This window comes from Streptomyces mobaraensis, assembly GCF_020099395.1.
GTDB lineage: Bacteria > Actinomycetota > Actinomycetes > Streptomycetales > Streptomycetaceae > Streptomyces.
In genome coordinates, this window is the sequence record NZ_CP083590.1 from 1,551,716 (window position 1) to 1,566,685 (window position 14,970).

A 14,970-nucleotide genomic window follows, 5' to 3' on the forward strand; every position below is an offset into this window, starting at 1 on the left:
GGCCGGGGGGTGTTCCTGGGGACGAGCCCCCGGACGGGCTGTTTCAGCCCGTCCGGCGTGTGAGGACCTCGCGGCGAAGCCGCGATGCCGGGGTGCGGCCCCTCCCGCGGAAACGGCGCATGAGGGCCCCCTCCGCCGGGCGGGGCCGGGGCACCCCTACCCCGCGAAGCGGTCGATCGCCTCGCGGACCTCGGTCAGGGCCGGGGCCAGGGCGCTCACCGAGCCGACGGCGCCCGCCACGAGCAGCAGGGAGCTGCGCAGGCGCGAGACCTCCGGAGTGCCCGTGCGGGCCATCGCGTCGAGGGCGGCCAGCTCGTCCTCGGCGGCCTCCCGGTCGGGTAACCGGGCGGGGTGCGCGGCCAGCGCCCTGCGGAGCCGGGAGACCGCGGCGCCCAGCTCGTCCACCCTTGGGTCCCGCTCGCCGGTACGGCCCGTCGGCCCCTCTTCCACCACCACGGCGCCTTCCGCCACGAATCTCCCCCTGCCCACGCCACGCGCGATCAGTTAACGCCACTTTCCGCGGGCCGCGCCACACGGAAAGCGAAATTCAGGCCGCGTCTTCCTGAGCGACCGGCGAACTCCCGTACGGCGCGCGGGCGGCCGCGAGTGCGCTATGCAAGGGGCATGACGCTGACGAGGGAAGAAGACGCCCCGCCGGTCGCCGGGCTGCTGCTGGCCGCGGGCGGGGGGCGGCGGCTCGGGGGCCGGCCCAAGGCGCTGCTGGAGCACCGGGGCCGCACCCTGGCCGAGCGCGCGGTCGCGGAGCTCGCGGCGGGCGGCTGCGGGCCGGTGCACGTCGTCGCGGGCGCCGGGGCGGCGGAGGTGCGGCGGCGGCTCGCGGGGGCGGCGTGCACGGTGGTCGGGAACCCCGACTGGGCGGACGGCATGGGCTCCTCGCTGCGGAGCGGTCTGGCGTCGCTCGCCGGGACCCGGGCGTCGGCGGTGCTGGTGATGCTCGTGGACCAGCCGGGGATCGGCGCGGCGGCGGTGGCCCGGGTGGTGGCGGCGCACCGCGCGGGGGCCGGGCTGGTGGCCGCGTCGTACGCGGGCCGGCGCGGCCACCCGGTCCTCTTCGCCCGCCCGCACTGGGCGGGCGTCGCCGCGTCGGCCACGGGCGACCAGGGCGCGCGGGCGTATCTGCGCGCGCACGCGGCGGCGGTGACCGCCGTGACGTGTGACGACGTCGCCGATCCGGACGACATCGACGTCCCGGCGGACCTCGTCCGGCTCCTCGGGTGAGTCCCCGGGCCTCGCCGGGCGGCCGCCGGGCGGCCGCCGGGCACGCCCGGGCCCACCCGGCCCTCCCCGGGCCCCGGCCTCAGCCGCCCCCGCCCGCCCCCGCCGAGCAGCCCCAGCGCGCTCAGTACGGCGACGGACAGCGTCATCCACCCGAGGAACGCCCCGCCGCCGTACAGCACGGCGCCCGCGGCCGGTTCCCCCGTCGCCCGGGACAGTACCCCCGCCACCACGGCCATCAGCAGCGAGTCATGAACGCCAGGAGCACGAGGAGCACCTGGACGGGAAATGTCGGTCTCACCGGTCGATCCCCTTCCGCGAATTCCCGCGAAATTCCGCGAAGCGAAGGCGGTGGTCGACCCGTCGGCAGGCGCGCCTCGGCCCGGCCACCGCTGTGCGATGGTCCGCCGAGGCTCCGCGACGATCGGAGACTCACGTCGAGCTGGTTACGGACGGGGCCCGAGCACTGTCCCCCATCGGACACGTCGCCAGTGCTCCGCTCGGCTCCCGGTCGAGCAACCCTCAACGTAGCCAAGGCCGTTCCGTCGCACCACCGCCCCTCGGCCGACGGCACTCCGGGCCACCGGCACTCGCCCGCCCGGCGGCCGGAAAGTGCCCTGCCCCCACCCCGCCGCATTGAATTTCCGTCATGCGGAATCTAACCTCCATAGAGATCGTCACCGTGCGGCACTCCGTGCCGCACCGACCCCGCACCGACCCGCATCTCCCGAGCCCCTGAGCCCCCGAGCGAGGAGTGAGCCCATGCCCGCAGCAGCGCCGACCCCGTCCGTCGCCGCCGGGACCGCGACCGTGACGCGCCAGGAGGAGGTACTGACCGGCCCGGCCCTGGAGTTCGTGGCCGCCCTGCACGAGCGGTTCACCCCGCGCCGCGACGACCTGCTGGCCCGCCGCGCCGAGCGGCGCGCGCAGATCGCCCGTACCGGCACTCTGGACTTCCTCCCGGAGACCGCGCGTGTCCGCGAGGACCCGACGTGGCGGGTGGCGCCCGCCCCGGCCGCGCTCGACGACCGGCGGGTGGAGATCACCGGGCCGACCGACCGCAAGATGACGGTCAACGCCCTCAACTCCGGCGCCCGCGTCTGGCTCGCGGACTTCGAGGACGCCTCCGCCCCCACCTGGCGGAACGTCGTCCAGGGCCAGCTCAACCTGATCGACGCGTTCGAGCGCCGCATCGACTTCACCACCGCCGAGGGGAAGTCGTACGCCCTGCGGCCGGACGAGGAGCTGGCGACCGTCGTCGTCCGGCCGCGCGGCTGGCACCTCGACGAGCGCCACCTCACCGTCGCCGGCCGGCCCGTGCCCGGCGCGCTGGTCGACTTCGGCCTCTTCTTCTTCCACAACGCGCGCCGCCTCGCCGAGCGCGGCGAGGGGCCGTTCTTCTACCTCCCCAAGCTGGAGTCGCACCGCGAGGCGCGGCTGTGGAACGACGTGTTCGTCTTCGCCCAGGAGTACGCCGGCCTGCCGCACGGCACGGTCCGCGCCACCGTCCTGATCGAGACGATCACCGCGGCGTTCGAAATGGAGGAGATCCTCTACGAGCTGCGCGACCACGCCTCCGGCCTCAACGCGGGCCGCTGGGACTACCTCTTCTCCCTCATCAAGAACTTCCGCGACGCGGGACCGGAGTTCGTCCTGCCCGACCGCAACGCCGTCACCATGACCGTGCCCTTCATGCGCGCCTACACCGAACTCCTCGTCCGCACCTGCCACAAGCGCGGCGCGCACGCCATCGGCGGCATGGCGGCCTTCATCCCGTCCCGCCGCGACCCGGAGGTCAACGAGGCGGCCCTGGCGAAGGTCCGGGCCGACAAAGAGCGGGAGGCGGGCGACGGCTTCGACGGCTCCTGGGTCGCCCACCCCGACCTCGTCCCGGTCGCCCGCGCCGCCTTCGACGCCGTCCTCGGCGACCGCCCGCACCAGAAGCACCGGCTGCGCGAGGACGTCCGCGTCACCGCCGGACAGCTCCTCGCGCTCGACACGACGGAGGCGAAGCCGACCTTCGAGGGCCTGCGGAACGCCGTCCAGGTCGGCATCCGCTACATCGAGGCGTGGCTGCGGGGGCAGGGCGCGGTGGCCATCTTCAACCTGATGGAGGACGCGGCGACGGCGGAGATCTCCCGGTCCCAGATCTGGCAGTGGGTGCACACCGGCGTCGTCCTGGAGGGCGGCGAGAAGGCGACGCCCGCCCTCGTCCGCGAGGTCGCGGCGGCCGAACTCGACGCCGTCCACGCCGAGCTGGGCGACACCGCCTTCGCCGCGGGCCGCTGGCGCGAGGCCCACGACCTGCTGCTGAGGGTGGCGCTGGACGACGACTACGCGGAGTTCCTCACCCTGCCGGCGTACGAGCTGCTCGACTGATCCGCTTCGCGGGGGCCCCGGTCCCGCCCTTTCTCCCCCAGCTACCGCTGGGAGGTGCCCCCAGACGGGCTGAAATCAGCCCGTCTGGGGGCACCCCCTCTGGGGGAGTTTGAGGACGAGCGGCGAAGCCGCGACAAGGGGGGTCTGGGGGCGCAGCCCCCAGAAATCGGCGAATCCCGGATCTCGTCTTGGGGACTTCTGAGGGTAGGGCCTGGTCAGAGCATGCGGAAGCCCCGATCTGGCGCGGGGAGCACCAGACCGAGGCCACCCGTCAGCGAGGGCGCGCCGCTTCGCTCGTGCACTTGGTGCAGACGTACCGGGAGCGGAGCACGAGCCGCTGACCAGCTAGCTACTTCTCTTTGGGCTTGGAGAGCTCAGTAAGCCACGTGGGCTGCCTGCGCGGCGCCCGTGCGCGCTCCGACTCCTGCCGGTTGCACTCCGGGCATGCGAACTTCAATTGCTGACCGTCGCCCACTTCTTCGCTGATGTACCCCGTGTTGTTGCACTTGGCGCACATGTGATCACTCCCTACTGGTTGACCTGTCCGCTTCCGCCACAGGTCTCGCAGGCGCTCTGCAACCCGGTGTCGGGGTCGCGCACGAACCCCGTCCCGTAGCAGGTCTGGCACGTGGTTCCCATGGTCTGCCTCCTTAGTTGTACCCCATAGGGGTGGTGCACCCGCCCGGCGGGCCGGACCATGAGCGCTGCCGGGGCGGGCGGTCGGCCTGCCTCGCCGCTAGGGACGGGCGTCCAGCGGAGAGGCAGGGGGCTAGTGGGTGCCGTGCACCGCGAGCCACACGACGAGGGCCGTGGCCGCTCCGAGGACGGCCAGGAACAACAGCCCCTCAGCGTGGCCGCCCCAGTCGCTCCGCAAGCCGTCAGAAGGCCCCCTGTGGCGTCGGCGGGGGCTCATTGCCGCGCTCCGCGCGTCTCGCGTAGATGCTCGTCGTACTGCATGGCGAACTCCCGATGGATGCAGCCCAGTTCGGCCACTCGTGCGCGGTCTTTGGCCGCTCGTGCCTCGCGCAGGTCGGCCAGGTGCCGGGTGAACAGGGCCGTCCACCACTCGCATGCGGCACGGCGCACGTTTCATCGGCTGTACCGCCCGTGGGGCATCCGGAGGTGGTCCTCCCTGCTGTCCCGGTAGTTCGCCAACTCCGCGTTGAGGCGCGCCCGTTCCCATCTGTCCAGGGCATCGTGCACCCGCTTTTCCGCCTTGGCGATCATCTCATCCCACCAGGCGCACGACTCGCAGGACTTGCTGCTCATCGCCCCTCCCGGTTGAGCTGAATCACCCGGGCGCGCAGCCGGTCCATGGCGTCGGCCCGGCGATACTTCGCCGGGTGCCATGTGCGTCCGCCCTCTGCGCCTCAATGACCTCCTAAACCCGTACATAGCGGACCCCCCGCGAGGGACCGTCGAAGACAGTCCCCGACAGGGGGTCGGTCGGCGCCTCGGGGGCGGTGCTGGCGGGAGGGGTCATATTCTCTGTAGGGACCAGCGAATTCCTGTCGGTACCCTTGACCTGCACCTTTGCCACCACGGGCGATCATCTCCAGACGTACCACTCTGGAGATCCGGGAAAGGGGTGGGTCTGGGGCACCCCACCCCACCGAGACCGCCGCTTTACCTCGACAAAGGTTGAGGTCCTACCGTTCCTCTCATGAGCATGGAAACCACCGCCTGGATGCAGCTGCACGGCCTGATCAACGCGCAGCGCAACCAGCGTCCCTTCGCCCGCGCCACCCTGCGCCGCATCGGCGCCTTCGCCCGCCCGCACCGCCGGCACATCATCCGTTTCGTCCTGCTCAGCATCGCGGGCGCGCTGCTCGCCGTGGCGACGCCGGTGCTCGCCGGGCGGGTCGTGAACGCGATCGTGCGCGGCGACGACCCGGGCACGGTCGTCCGGCTCGCCCTGCTGATCGCCGCCATCGCCCTGGGCGAGGCGGCGCTCGGCCTGCTCAACCGCTGGCTGTCGGCGACCCTCGGCGAGGGGCTGATCCTCGATCTGCGGACGGCGGTCTTCGACCACGTCCAGCGGATGCCGGTGGCGTTCTTCACCCGCACCCGCACGGGCGCGCTGGTCAGCCGGCTGAACAACGACGTGATCGGCGCGCAGCGGGCGTTCAGCAACTCGCTGTCGGGGGTCGTCGGCAACCTGGTGACGCTGCTGCTCACCCTCGCCGTGATGCTGACGCTGTCGTGGCGGATCACCCTGCTGGCGCTGGTGCTGCTGCCGGTGTTCGTGATCCCCGCGCGCCGGGTGGGCGCCCGGATGGCGCGGCTCCAGCGGGAGGCCGCCGACCTCAACGCCGCGATGGGCACCCGGATGACCGAGCGGTTCTCGGCACCGGGCGCCACGCTGGTGAAGCTGTTCGGGCGGCCGGACGACGAGTCGGCGGAGTTCGCCGCCCGGGCGCGCCGGGTGCGGGACATCGGGGTGCGGACGGCGATGGCCCAGTCGGCGTTCATCACCGCCCTCACCCTCGTCTCGGCCCTCGCCCTGGCCCTGGTGTACGGGCTGGGCGGCTGGTTCGCGCTGCGCGGCTCCCTCGAACCGGGCGCCATCGTCTCCCTCGCGCTGCTGCTCACCCGGCTGTACGCGCCGCTGACCGCGCTGGCCGGCGCCCGCGTCGAGATCATGAGCGCCCTCGTCTCCTTCGAGCGGGTTTTCGAGGTGCTGGACCTCAAGCCGCTGATCGCGGAGCGGCCGGACGCCCGGCCGGTGCCGGACGGGCCGGTCTCGGTCGAGTTCGACGACGTCCGCTTCGGCTACCCGTCGGCCGACAAGGTCTCCCTCGCCTCCCTGGAGGAGGTCGCCGCCCTCGACACGCGCGGCGGCACCGAAGTGCTGCACGGCGTCTCGTTCCGCGCCGAGCCCGGCCAGACGATCGCCCTCGTCGGCTCGTCCGGCGCCGGCAAGTCCACCATCGCGCAGCTGCTGCCCCGGCTGTACGACGCGGACGCGGGCAGCGTGCGCCTCGGCGGCGTCGACGTCCGCGACCTGACGGCCGCCTCGCTGCGGGCCACGCTCGGCATGGTCACCCAGGACGGCCACCTCTTCCACGACACCGTCCGCGCCAACCTCGCCCTCGCCCGGCCCGGCGCGACGGACGACGAGCTGTGGGACGCGCTGCGCCGGGCCCGCCTCGACGACCTGGTGCGCGCGCTGCCGGACGGGCTCGACACGGTCGTCGGCGAACGCGGCTACCGGCTCTCCGGCGGCGAGCGGCAGCGGATGACGATCGCCCGGCTGCTGCTGGCCCGCCAGCGCGTCGTCATCCTGGACGAGGCCACCGCCCACCTCGACAACACCTCCGAGGCCGCCGTGCAGGAGGCCCTGGCGGAGGCGCTGGAGGGCCGGACGGCCGTGGTGATCGCCCACCGGCTGTCCACGGTCCGGGCCGCCGACCAGATCCTCGTCGTCGAGGCCGGCCGGATCGTCGAACGCGGCACGCACGACGAACTCCTCGCGCTGGACGGGCGCTACGCGGAGCTGTACCGCACGCAGTTCGCGGGGGCGGAGGGCGCGGTGGGCGCGGAGAGCGCCGAAGGCGCGGTGGGCGACGAGCGGGAGCTGCCCACGCCGGAGGTCGCGGGGGCGTGACGGGCGCGGGGGCGTGACAGGCGCGGGGGCGTGACGGGCACGGGGGAGTCCCCGGGCCTTGGACGTTCCCGGGCCTTGGGTGTGACCGGGCCTTGGGCGTCCCCGCGCCTCGGGCGTCCCCGCATCTGGAGGCCCCCGAGCCGGCCCGCGCCGACGGGCCGTTCTCGCTCCGGAGTACCGGACGGCGACCACAGCGCCCGCACCAGGCGGCAACCACGCCCCGCACCAGGCGGCGCCCGCCCCCCGGCCTACGTAGCGACCGCCCCGAACGCCACGAACCCGCAGATCAGCACCGCCAGCACGGCCAGCAGCGGCCAGACGAAGCGCAGGTACCGGTCGTAGCCCACCTTCGCCAGCGACACCCCACCCACCACCACGGCCGTCGTCGGCACCCACAGGTTCATCCAGCCGCTGGCCGCCTGCCAGGCCGTCACCACCACCGCCCGGGAGACGCCCGCGAAGTCGGCGAGCGGGGCGAGGATGGGCATGGCGAGGGTGGCGTGGCCGGAGGTGGAGGGGATGAGGAAGGCGAGGGGGAGGTTGACGATGAAGACCATGACGCCGAAGAGGGAGGCGGCGGTGCCGGTGACGGCGCTCTCGATCGAGTGCAGCACGGTGTCCGTGATGCGGGCGTTGTTCATGATGACCGTGACGCCGCGGGCGAGGACGATCGTCAGGGCCGGGGCGAGGAAGTCGGCCGCGCCCTGGACGACGACCGCGCTCAGCCGCCGCTCCCCCAGCCGCGCCACGATCCCCACCAGCAGCGCGGCCGTGAGGAAGAGGGCCGCCAACTGGGCGAAGGACCAGCCGAGTTCCCAGCCGTAGGGCGTGGCGTCGGCGCGCCCGGTGAGGGCGCTCGCCCAGGGGATCACCGAGAAGATCATGAAGACGAAGACGGCGGTGACCAGGGCGAGCACGGTCCGGTGCAGCCCGGTGAGGGCGGGCGGTTCGGCGGAGGCGGCGGCCAGTTCCCGGTCGCCGGGCAGGAAGCCGACGAGGGAGCGCTCGGGGCGGGCGCGCACCCGGTGCGCGTACCAGAGGACGTAGGCGATGGTGACGCCGGTGAGGACGAGCCACATCGCGAACCGCAGGGTGATCCCGTCGCCGAGCGAGACGTCGGCGGCGGACGACGCCACGCCCGTCGCGAAGGGGTTGACGGTGGAGGCGAGCACGCCGACGCCGGCGCCCAGGATGATCGTGCCGGTGGCGACCATCCGGTCGTACCCCAGGGCGAGCATCAGCGGCACGATCAGGCCGTAGAAGCCGAGCGTCTCCTCGGCGAAGCCCTCCACCGTGCCGAGCAGCGAGAAGACGGTCATCACTCCGGCGATCAGCAGGGCGCCGCGGGCGCGCAGCCGGTGGGCGAGGCGTTCGATGCCGCGGTCGAGGGCGCCGGTGGCGAAGACGACGGTGATGAACGCGCCGATGGCGAGGACGAACAGGAAGACTCCGGCGCTGCCGTAGAGGGTGCCGGCGGCGTCGGCGGCGACCTGGCCGGTGCGCGGGTCGCGCACGCCGTAGAGGCCGTTGACGGGGGCGAGGAACAGCTCGCCCAGCCGGTGGACGAAGTCGCCGGGCGCCGCCTCGCGGTGGTACGTGCCCTGGACGGGGTCGCCGGCCGGGGTCCGCCGGTAGCTGCCGGAGGGGATGACGAAGGCGAGGGCCCAGACGACGACGGTGACGGCGACGAGCACGGTGAGGGCGCTGGGGAAGACGAATCGGCGGCCGCCGGGCTCGCTGTCGGCGGCGTCCTCGCTTGGCCGGTCGTCCATGGGGCCCCTCTCCGCACGACGGGTGCAGTAGATGTGCCCCGATTATCACTAGATCAGTGGTTTCTCCCCTTCCGCCACGCGGGGCGCTTCGGCGGTCCGCCGGGCGCGCCCCACCCCCTGGAAGGCGAGGTTGAGCAGGACGGCCGTCAGGCAGCCGGCACTGACGCCCGAGCCGAGGACGGTCCGCACCGCCTCGGGAACGGCGTCTCCGGCGTAGAAGGTCTTGGAGACGACGGGGATCATGCCCATGCCAAGCGAGACGGCGGCGACGAGCACGTTGTCGCCCCGGTCGAGCCCGGCCTTCACCAGGACGCCGATGCCGCTCGCCGCGACCGTCCCGAACAGCACCAGGCCGGCCCCGCCCAGCACCGGCCGCGGCACCAGCGCGACCAGCGAGGCGAACGCCGGACTGAGCCCGAGGACGACGAAGACCAGCCCGCAGACCGCGACGGTGAAGCGACTGCGCACGCCGGTGATGGCGACCAGGCCGATGTTCTGCGCGAACGCGCTGTTGGTGAAGCCGTTGAACACCGGCGCGACGGCGCTGCCCAGGGTGTCCGCGCGCAGTCCCGCCGCGATCGTCCTCTCGTCCGCCGGCCGTCCGACGATCTCGCCGAGCGCGAGCATGTCCGCCGTGCTCTCCGTCATGCACACCAGCATCAGGATGGACATGCTCACCACGGCCGACACCTGGAAGTGCGGGTTCCCGAAGTGGAACGGCTCGGGGAAACCGACGAGCGCCGCGTGCCGGGTGGCGGAGCCGTCCACCGCCCCGAAGGGAACAGCCAGCAGCGTCCCGGCGACCAGGCCGAGCAGCACGGCGATCTGCCGCAGGAACCCCTGGAGCAGCCGGCGCAGCACCAGCACGATCAGCAGTGTGGCCCCGGCCAGACCGAGACCGGTCCCGGTGGCGGGCCGTTCGGGGTGACCGTCCTGGATCCAGCCGAAGGCGACGGGGAGCAGGGTGAGGCCGATGAGGGTGATGACCGTGCCGCTGACGACCGGCGGGAAGAAGCGGACCAGCCGGCAGAAGTAGGGGGCGAGGAAGAAGCCGAGCACCCCGGCGACCATCACGGCCCCGAAGACCACGGGCAGCGCGTCCCGCCGGTCCGCCTGCCCGTCCGCGATGGCGAGGACGGGCGCGACCCCCGCGAACGAGACGCCGTTGACGAACGGCAGCCGCGCCCCGACCCCGCGGAACCCGATGGTCTGGAGCAGCGTGGCCAGCCCCGCCGTGAACAGGGCGGCCCCGACGAGGAAGGTGATCTGCCGCGCGGACAGCCCGACGGCGGCCCCGATCACCAGGGGCGGGGCCACGACTCCGGCGTAGCTGGCGGCGACGTGCTGCAGCCCGGTCGCCAGCAGGCGGGCGGGGCGGGGGAGTTCGTCGACGGGGTGGACGGGCGGGGGTGCGCCCGGAGGCTCCTCCGGGGGCGTCTCCGGGGGCAACGGCGTCTCCGGGCCGGAAACTTGCCCGCCGCCCGCCGAAGGCGGCCCCGATTCGGGTGGTTCGGCGGCGGCGTCGGCGGGCGGGCTGGGCACGGTCACGGGGCGTTCCTCCTGTCGTTGTGCGCACCGCCGATGGGGCAGCACGGTTTCCGGAGGCGTTGCGAGGGCTTGTGCCCGACTACTCCCCCGCCGCGAGGCGGGTCAGGCGGCGGGACTGCGCGCGGGCGGCGCGGGCGATCCCGTCCTCGTCGGCGGTGACCAGCCGGCCGTCCTCGACGACCGTCCGCCCGTGGACGAGGGAGAGGGTGACGGGCGCGGGCGGGCCGAGGACGAGGGCGGCCACCGGGTCGGCGACGGTGGAGTGGCCGAGCCCGTCGAGGCGCCAGAGGACGAGGTCGGCGAGCTTGCCGGGTTCGAGCGAGCCCAGTTCGTCCGCCCGGCCGAGCACCCGCGCGCCGCCGTACGTCGCCATGCGCAGCACCTGACGTACCGTCAGTGCATCGGCTTTGCCCGCCAGTCGGTGGACGAGGAGGGAGTTGCGCAGCTCGGTGTGGAGCTCCCCGGACTCGTTGGAGGCGGTGCCGTCCACGCCGAGCCCGACCAGGACGCCCGCCGTGAGCATCGCGGGGACGGGGGCGGTGCCGGCGGCGAGCCGGGCGTTGGAGGACGGGCAGTGGGCGACGCCGGTGCCGGTGCGGGCGAAGGCGGCGATGTCGGCGTCGTTCATGTGCACGCAGTGGGCCATCCACACGTCGTCGCCGAGCCAGCCGGTGGAGTCCAGGTAGTCGGTCGGGCCCATCCCGAACCGCTCCTTGCAGAACCGCTCCTCCTCCACCGTCTCCGAGCCGTGGGTGTGCAGCCGGACGCCCTTGCGGCGGGCGAGCGCGGCGGCCTCGCGCAGCAGGTCGGTGGTGACGGAGAAGGGCGAGCAGGGCGCGACGCCGACCCGCAGCATCGAGCCGGGGGACGGGTCGTGGTGGGTGTCGATCGCCTCCTCGGTGGCGGCGAGCGCGGCGTCGAGGGTCTCGACGGCGAAGTCCGGCGGCAGCCCGCCGTCGGACTCGCCGAGGTCCATCGAGCCCCGGGTGGGGTGGAACCGTACGCCCAGTTCGCGGGCGGCGCGGATCTCGGCGCCGAGGAGGTCGCCGCTGCCGCGCGGGAAGACGTAGTGGTGGTCGGCGGCGGTCGTCACCCCGCCGCGGACCATCATGGCGAGGGAGGCGCGGGCCGCCTCGTACACCATGGGCTCGTCGATGCGCGCCCATATCGGGTAGAGCGCCTTCAGCCAGTCGAAGAGGACGGCGTCCTGGGCGAGTCCGCGGGTGAGCCACTGGTAGAAGTGGTGGTGGGTGTTGACCAGCCCGGGGGTGGCCAGGTGGCCGCCGGCGTCCACCCGGCGGACGACGCCGGTGAGCCCGGCGGGGGCGGGCCCGGGGCCGACGGACTCGATCCGCTCGTCCGCGATGACGAGGTGGCCGGTGGGGTGTTCGGTGTCGTGCGCGTCCACGGTCGCGAGGGCGCAGTTCTCGATGACGGTGCGGTGCTTCGGCTGTGCTGCTGTCACAGTGCTGATCCTCCGGAGGTGCCATGGGGGGGAGCCCTAGAGGCAGGTGAGGTCCACGGGGATGCCGGGCTCCGCCCCTGCACGCAGGACGGTGGCCTCGATCAGGCCGTAGGGGCGGTCCGCGGCGTAGTAGACCTCGTGGTCGTTCTTGAGGCCGAAGGGCTCCAGATCCACGAGGAAGTGGTGCTTGTTGGGGAGGGAGAGGCGTATCTCCTCTACCTCCGGGCGGTGTTCGAGGACCCGGCTGCCCATCGAGTGGAGCGTCTGCTGGAGCGAGTACGAGTACGTGTCCGCGAAGGCGTGCAGCAGGTGGCCGCGGACGGCGGTCCAGGACGCGTCCCACTCCGGCGCGGGCCGGGCGTCGTCCGTCCAGCCGTACCGCCAGCGGGAGTTGACCTCGGTGGCGAGGACGCGGTCGGCGGTCTCTTGGAGGGTGGTGTAGCGGTCCTTGGCGAAGCCGCGGAATTCGGAGCCGGTGGAGTTGAGGACCACGAGGTCCTTGAGGCCGGAGATCACCTCCCAGGCCGTCCCGTCGTAGGTGATCTGCGCGGTGCGGGTCTCACGGCCCGCTCTGACGAAGGAGTGCCGGGCGTCCCCGGCTCCCGGCGCGTCGATCCGGTCCCAGGCGTGCTCCTCGACGCGGATGCGCGCCCTGTGGATGGCCTCCTGGCTCGTGACGAAGTGCCGGGCGAGGTGGACGCCGAACTCCTCGGCCGACGCGATGCCGCGCTCCTTGGCGAAGGCGAAGACGGTGTTCTTGGTGGTGTCGGTGGTGAGGACGTTGGCGTTGGAACCGGAGAGGTGGACGTCATCCATCGCGCCGGAGAGGGCGACGGAGACGACGAGGTCCTTGATGTGGTGGGTCGCGCCGTCGCGGGTGACGCGGACGACGTGGCACTCGGCCTTGCCGTACTGGTTCTGGCCGAGGACGGCGCGATCGGCGGGACGGCCGGTGGCTTCGGTCACGGGGACTTCGGTCATGGGGGCTTCGGTCATGGCGTGCTAGCTCCCTCGGTAGACGGAGTAGCCGAAGGGGCTGAGCAGCAGCGGCACGTGGTAGTGCTCTCCCGGCGTCACGGCGAAGACCGCGGTGACCTCGGGGAAGAACGCTGCGCCCCCGGCTCGTTCACGGGACAGGTGGGGCCCGACGTCGAACAGCAGCCGTGCGTGGGTGGCGTCCCCGGGCAGCGCCGGAAGCCCGCCGCACCGCCCGTCGCCGTCGGTCTCGGCGGCGCCGAGCGCCGACCAGGCGCCCTGGGTACGGGCGGTGAGGGCCACGGTCACACCGGCGGCGGGGCGGCCGGCGGCGGTGTCGAGGACGTGGGTGGAGACGGTGGCGGGGGCGGAGGCGGGGGCGTGGGTAAAGGCGGAGGCGGAGGGCGCGGCTTCCACGAGCCGGGTCAGCCGCAGCCGGTTGATGCGCCCCAACTCGGCTCTGGCGACGTCGCGTTCGCGTTCGCGTGAGTTGCCGAGCCGGCGGCGGAGGGCGTCGCGCAGCTCCTCGGCGGTCAGGCCGGAGGCGCAGACGAGGAAGACGTGGCCGAACCGCGCCTGGTAGGCGAGGTTCAGCTCGCGCATCTCGGCGGCGAGCGCGGGCGGGGCGCCGGTCATGCCGCGCTGTTCACCGGCCGATACGGTGTCCCCGGGGGTGGGCCGCCCGATGGGCGGATGCCCGGCGAGCGCCTCGTCGAGCCCCGCCTCGTCCAGCCGTCGGACCGCCGCGTCGGAGGCGGCGAGCAGCGCCCGGACGTCGGGATAGGGCCGGCCGCGCAGCACCTCCGCGACCCACGCCGTACTCGCGCACACCTCCGACAGCGCGGCCCGGGCCGCACCGTCGTCCGCCGCGTTGAACCGGGTGAGCCCCGGCACCGAACTCGAAGTCACGGGAACCTCCGTGGCGCTTCTCGCCGCACTCGGACGCGCTGCGCACAGCTAACGCCCTGGACACCTCGGCGTCAACACTTTGTTGAAAAACCACGCCTGGCGGGATACCCGGGCGCGGCCGCGCTCATGCGGGCCCGTCGCCGCCGATCAGGATTGCCGCCGCGCCCGTCGGCGGTCGTCGATCTCGTCGAACCAGCCGCGGTCGGCACCGGCTTCCCCCTCGTCCTCGCCGGAGAGCCGGCGCAGCGTCGCGGTGGCGATGCCGAGGAAGGCGGACGCGGGGCCGGAGGAGCCGCCCTCCGGCAGCGCCAGACAGGTCTCCACGGGCAGCGCGTCGGTGACGCGGAGGTAGACGAGGTCGGGGCGGGCGTACGAACCCGCGACGCTGAGCGGGACGAGGGCGAGGCCCTGCCCGGAGGCGACGAGCTCGAACTTCTCGTCCAGCGAGGACGTCCGCCGCTTCCTGACGTCGAGAATCGGCTCGCCGTCGAGGTCGGCGACGGTGAGTGCGGCCCGGCCGGCCAGCGGATGCGTCACGGGCAGGCAGACGACCTTGTGCTCGCGGCCGACGGGGACGGTGCGCAGCCCGGCGTCGTCGAAGGGGCGCCGGAGGAAGCCGACGTGGGCGCGGCCGTCGCGCAGCGGCGCGTCCTGCTCCCACCAGCGCAGCGGCAACACGTCGATCGCCACCTCGGGGTGGCGGGCCGTGAACTCCCGGATGGCCTCCGATACGCGCAGGCCGGGCGAGAAGGCGACGACGAGCCGCTGCTCGCCGCGATCGGCTTCCCGCACCCGCCGCAGCGCGGCGTCGACGACGGTGGTGATCCTGCGGGCCTCGTCGTACAGCTGCCGTCCGGCGGGGGTGAGTTCGACGCTGCGGGTGGTGCGGTCGAGCAGCCGGTACCCCACCTCGTCCTCGAAGGCGCGGATCTGCCGGCTGAGGACCGGCTGGGCGACGAACAGCGCCTGGGCCGCCCGGCCGAAGTGCCGGTGCTCGGCGACCGCGACGAAGTAGCGGAGCTTGCGCAGGTCCAGATCCATGTCCGAACGGTATCAATGGGGTGAGAAGGGTATTGGAC

General features: G+C 73.5%; 11 protein-coding genes. 3 read left to right on the forward strand and 8 right to left on the reverse strand.

Annotation, left to right across the window (positions count from 1 at the left end; genetic code table 11):
- Window positions 1-156 precede the first annotated feature (156 nt).
- Complete coding sequence (locus K7I03_RS06460) at window positions 157-471, reverse strand: DUF5955 family protein (RefSeq protein WP_185944112.1); 315 nt, start codon at window positions 469-471, stop codon at window positions 157-159.
- A gap of 153 nt (window positions 472-624) precedes the next feature.
- Here K7I03_RS06460 and K7I03_RS06465 point away from each other — a divergent pair, with 153 nt between their 5' ends.
- Both K7I03_RS06465 and aceB read left to right on the forward strand, forming a co-directional pair.
- The gene (locus K7I03_RS06465; RefSeq protein WP_185944111.1) at window positions 625-1,239 is read left to right on the forward strand and encodes a nucleotidyltransferase family protein; all 615 of its coding nucleotides are present in this window, start codon (window positions 625-627) and stop codon (window positions 1,237-1,239) included.
- Window positions 1,240-1,998: 759 nt separating this feature from the next.
- A complete protein-coding gene (aceB, locus tag K7I03_RS06470; protein ID WP_185944110.1) occupies window positions 1,999-3,615 on the forward strand; it encodes a malate synthase A in 1,617 nt (538 codons plus the stop codon).
- A 1,089-nt stretch (window positions 3,616-4,704) separates the two neighbouring features.
- Here the strand turns inward: aceB and K7I03_RS06475 are convergent.
- Complete coding sequence (locus K7I03_RS06475) at window positions 4,705-4,884, reverse strand: hypothetical protein (RefSeq protein WP_185944109.1); 180 nt, start codon at window positions 4,882-4,884, stop codon at window positions 4,705-4,707.
- 400 nt (window positions 4,885-5,284) lie between these two features.
- On the opposite strand from K7I03_RS06475, the gene K7I03_RS06480 reads away from it, so the two are divergent.
- Complete coding sequence (locus tag K7I03_RS06480) at window positions 5,285-7,222, forward strand: ABC transporter ATP-binding protein (protein ID WP_185944148.1); 1,938 nt, start codon at window positions 5,285-5,287, stop codon at window positions 7,220-7,222.
- Between the two features lie 248 nt (window positions 7,223-7,470).
- Here K7I03_RS06480 and K7I03_RS06485 read toward each other — a convergent pair whose 3' ends face one another.
- The 6 genes from K7I03_RS06485 to K7I03_RS06510 all read right to left on the reverse strand — a co-directional run bounded on the left by K7I03_RS06485 (window position 7,471) and on the right by K7I03_RS06510 (window position 14,932).
- Window positions 7,471-8,994, reverse strand: coding sequence for a YfcC family protein (locus K7I03_RS06485; RefSeq protein WP_224346924.1), 1,524 nt, complete (start codon window positions 8,992-8,994; stop codon window positions 7,471-7,473).
- 48 nt (window positions 8,995-9,042) lie between these two features.
- The gene (locus tag K7I03_RS06490; protein WP_398856681.1) at window positions 9,043-10,542 is read right to left on the reverse strand and encodes a nucleobase:cation symporter-2 family protein; all 1,500 of its coding nucleotides are present in this window, start codon (window positions 10,540-10,542) and stop codon (window positions 9,043-9,045) included.
- A gap of 79 nt (window positions 10,543-10,621) precedes the next feature.
- Window positions 10,622-12,007 (reverse strand): 8-oxoguanine deaminase, encoded by a 1,386-nt coding sequence (locus K7I03_RS06495; RefSeq protein ID WP_185944107.1) that lies wholly within the window; start codon window positions 12,005-12,007, stop codon window positions 10,622-10,624.
- 36 nt (window positions 12,008-12,043) lie between these two features.
- On the reverse strand, window positions 12,044-13,003 hold the full coding sequence (gene pucL, locus K7I03_RS06500) for a factor-independent urate hydroxylase (protein ID WP_398856683.1): 960 nt from the start codon (window positions 13,001-13,003) through the stop codon (window positions 12,044-12,046).
- Between the two features lie 6 nt (window positions 13,004-13,009).
- The gene (gene uraD, locus K7I03_RS06505; protein WP_185944106.1) at window positions 13,010-13,891 is read right to left on the reverse strand and encodes a 2-oxo-4-hydroxy-4-carboxy-5-ureidoimidazoline decarboxylase; all 882 of its coding nucleotides are present in this window, start codon (window positions 13,889-13,891) and stop codon (window positions 13,010-13,012) included.
- Window positions 13,892-14,038: 147 nt separating this feature from the next.
- Window positions 14,039-14,932: a LysR family transcriptional regulator gene (locus K7I03_RS06510; RefSeq protein ID WP_185944105.1), complete on the reverse strand. Its 894-nt coding sequence runs from the start codon at window positions 14,930-14,932 to the stop codon at window positions 14,039-14,041.
- Between the last annotated feature and the right edge of the window lie 38 nt (window positions 14,933-14,970).

Excerpts from the sequence above, each read along its gene's own strand:
- K7I03_RS06465 (WP_185944111.1), top strand. The coding sequence starts at position 625 with ATGACGCTGACGAGGGAAGAAGACGCCCCGCCGGTCGCCGGGCTGCTG.
- aceB (WP_185944110.1), top strand. The coding sequence starts at position 1,999 with ATGCCCGCAGCAGCGCCGACCCCGTCCGTCGCCGCCGGGACCGCGACC.
- K7I03_RS06475 (WP_185944109.1), bottom strand. The coding sequence starts at position 4,884 with ATGAGCAGCAAGTCCTGCGAGTCGTGCGCCTGGTGGGATGAGATGATC.
- K7I03_RS06480 (WP_185944148.1), top strand. The coding sequence starts at position 5,285 with ATGGAAACCACCGCCTGGATGCAGCTGCACGGCCTGATCAACGCGCAG.
- K7I03_RS06485 (WP_224346924.1), bottom strand. The coding sequence starts at position 8,994 with ATGGACGACCGGCCAAGCGAGGACGCCGCCGACAGCGAGCCCGGCGGC.
- pucL (WP_398856683.1), bottom strand. The coding sequence starts at position 13,003 with ATGACCGAAGCCCCCATGACCGAAGTCCCCGTGACCGAAGCCACCGGC.
- K7I03_RS06510 (WP_185944105.1), bottom strand. The coding sequence starts at position 14,932 with ATGGATCTGGACCTGCGCAAGCTCCGCTACTTCGTCGCGGTCGCCGAG.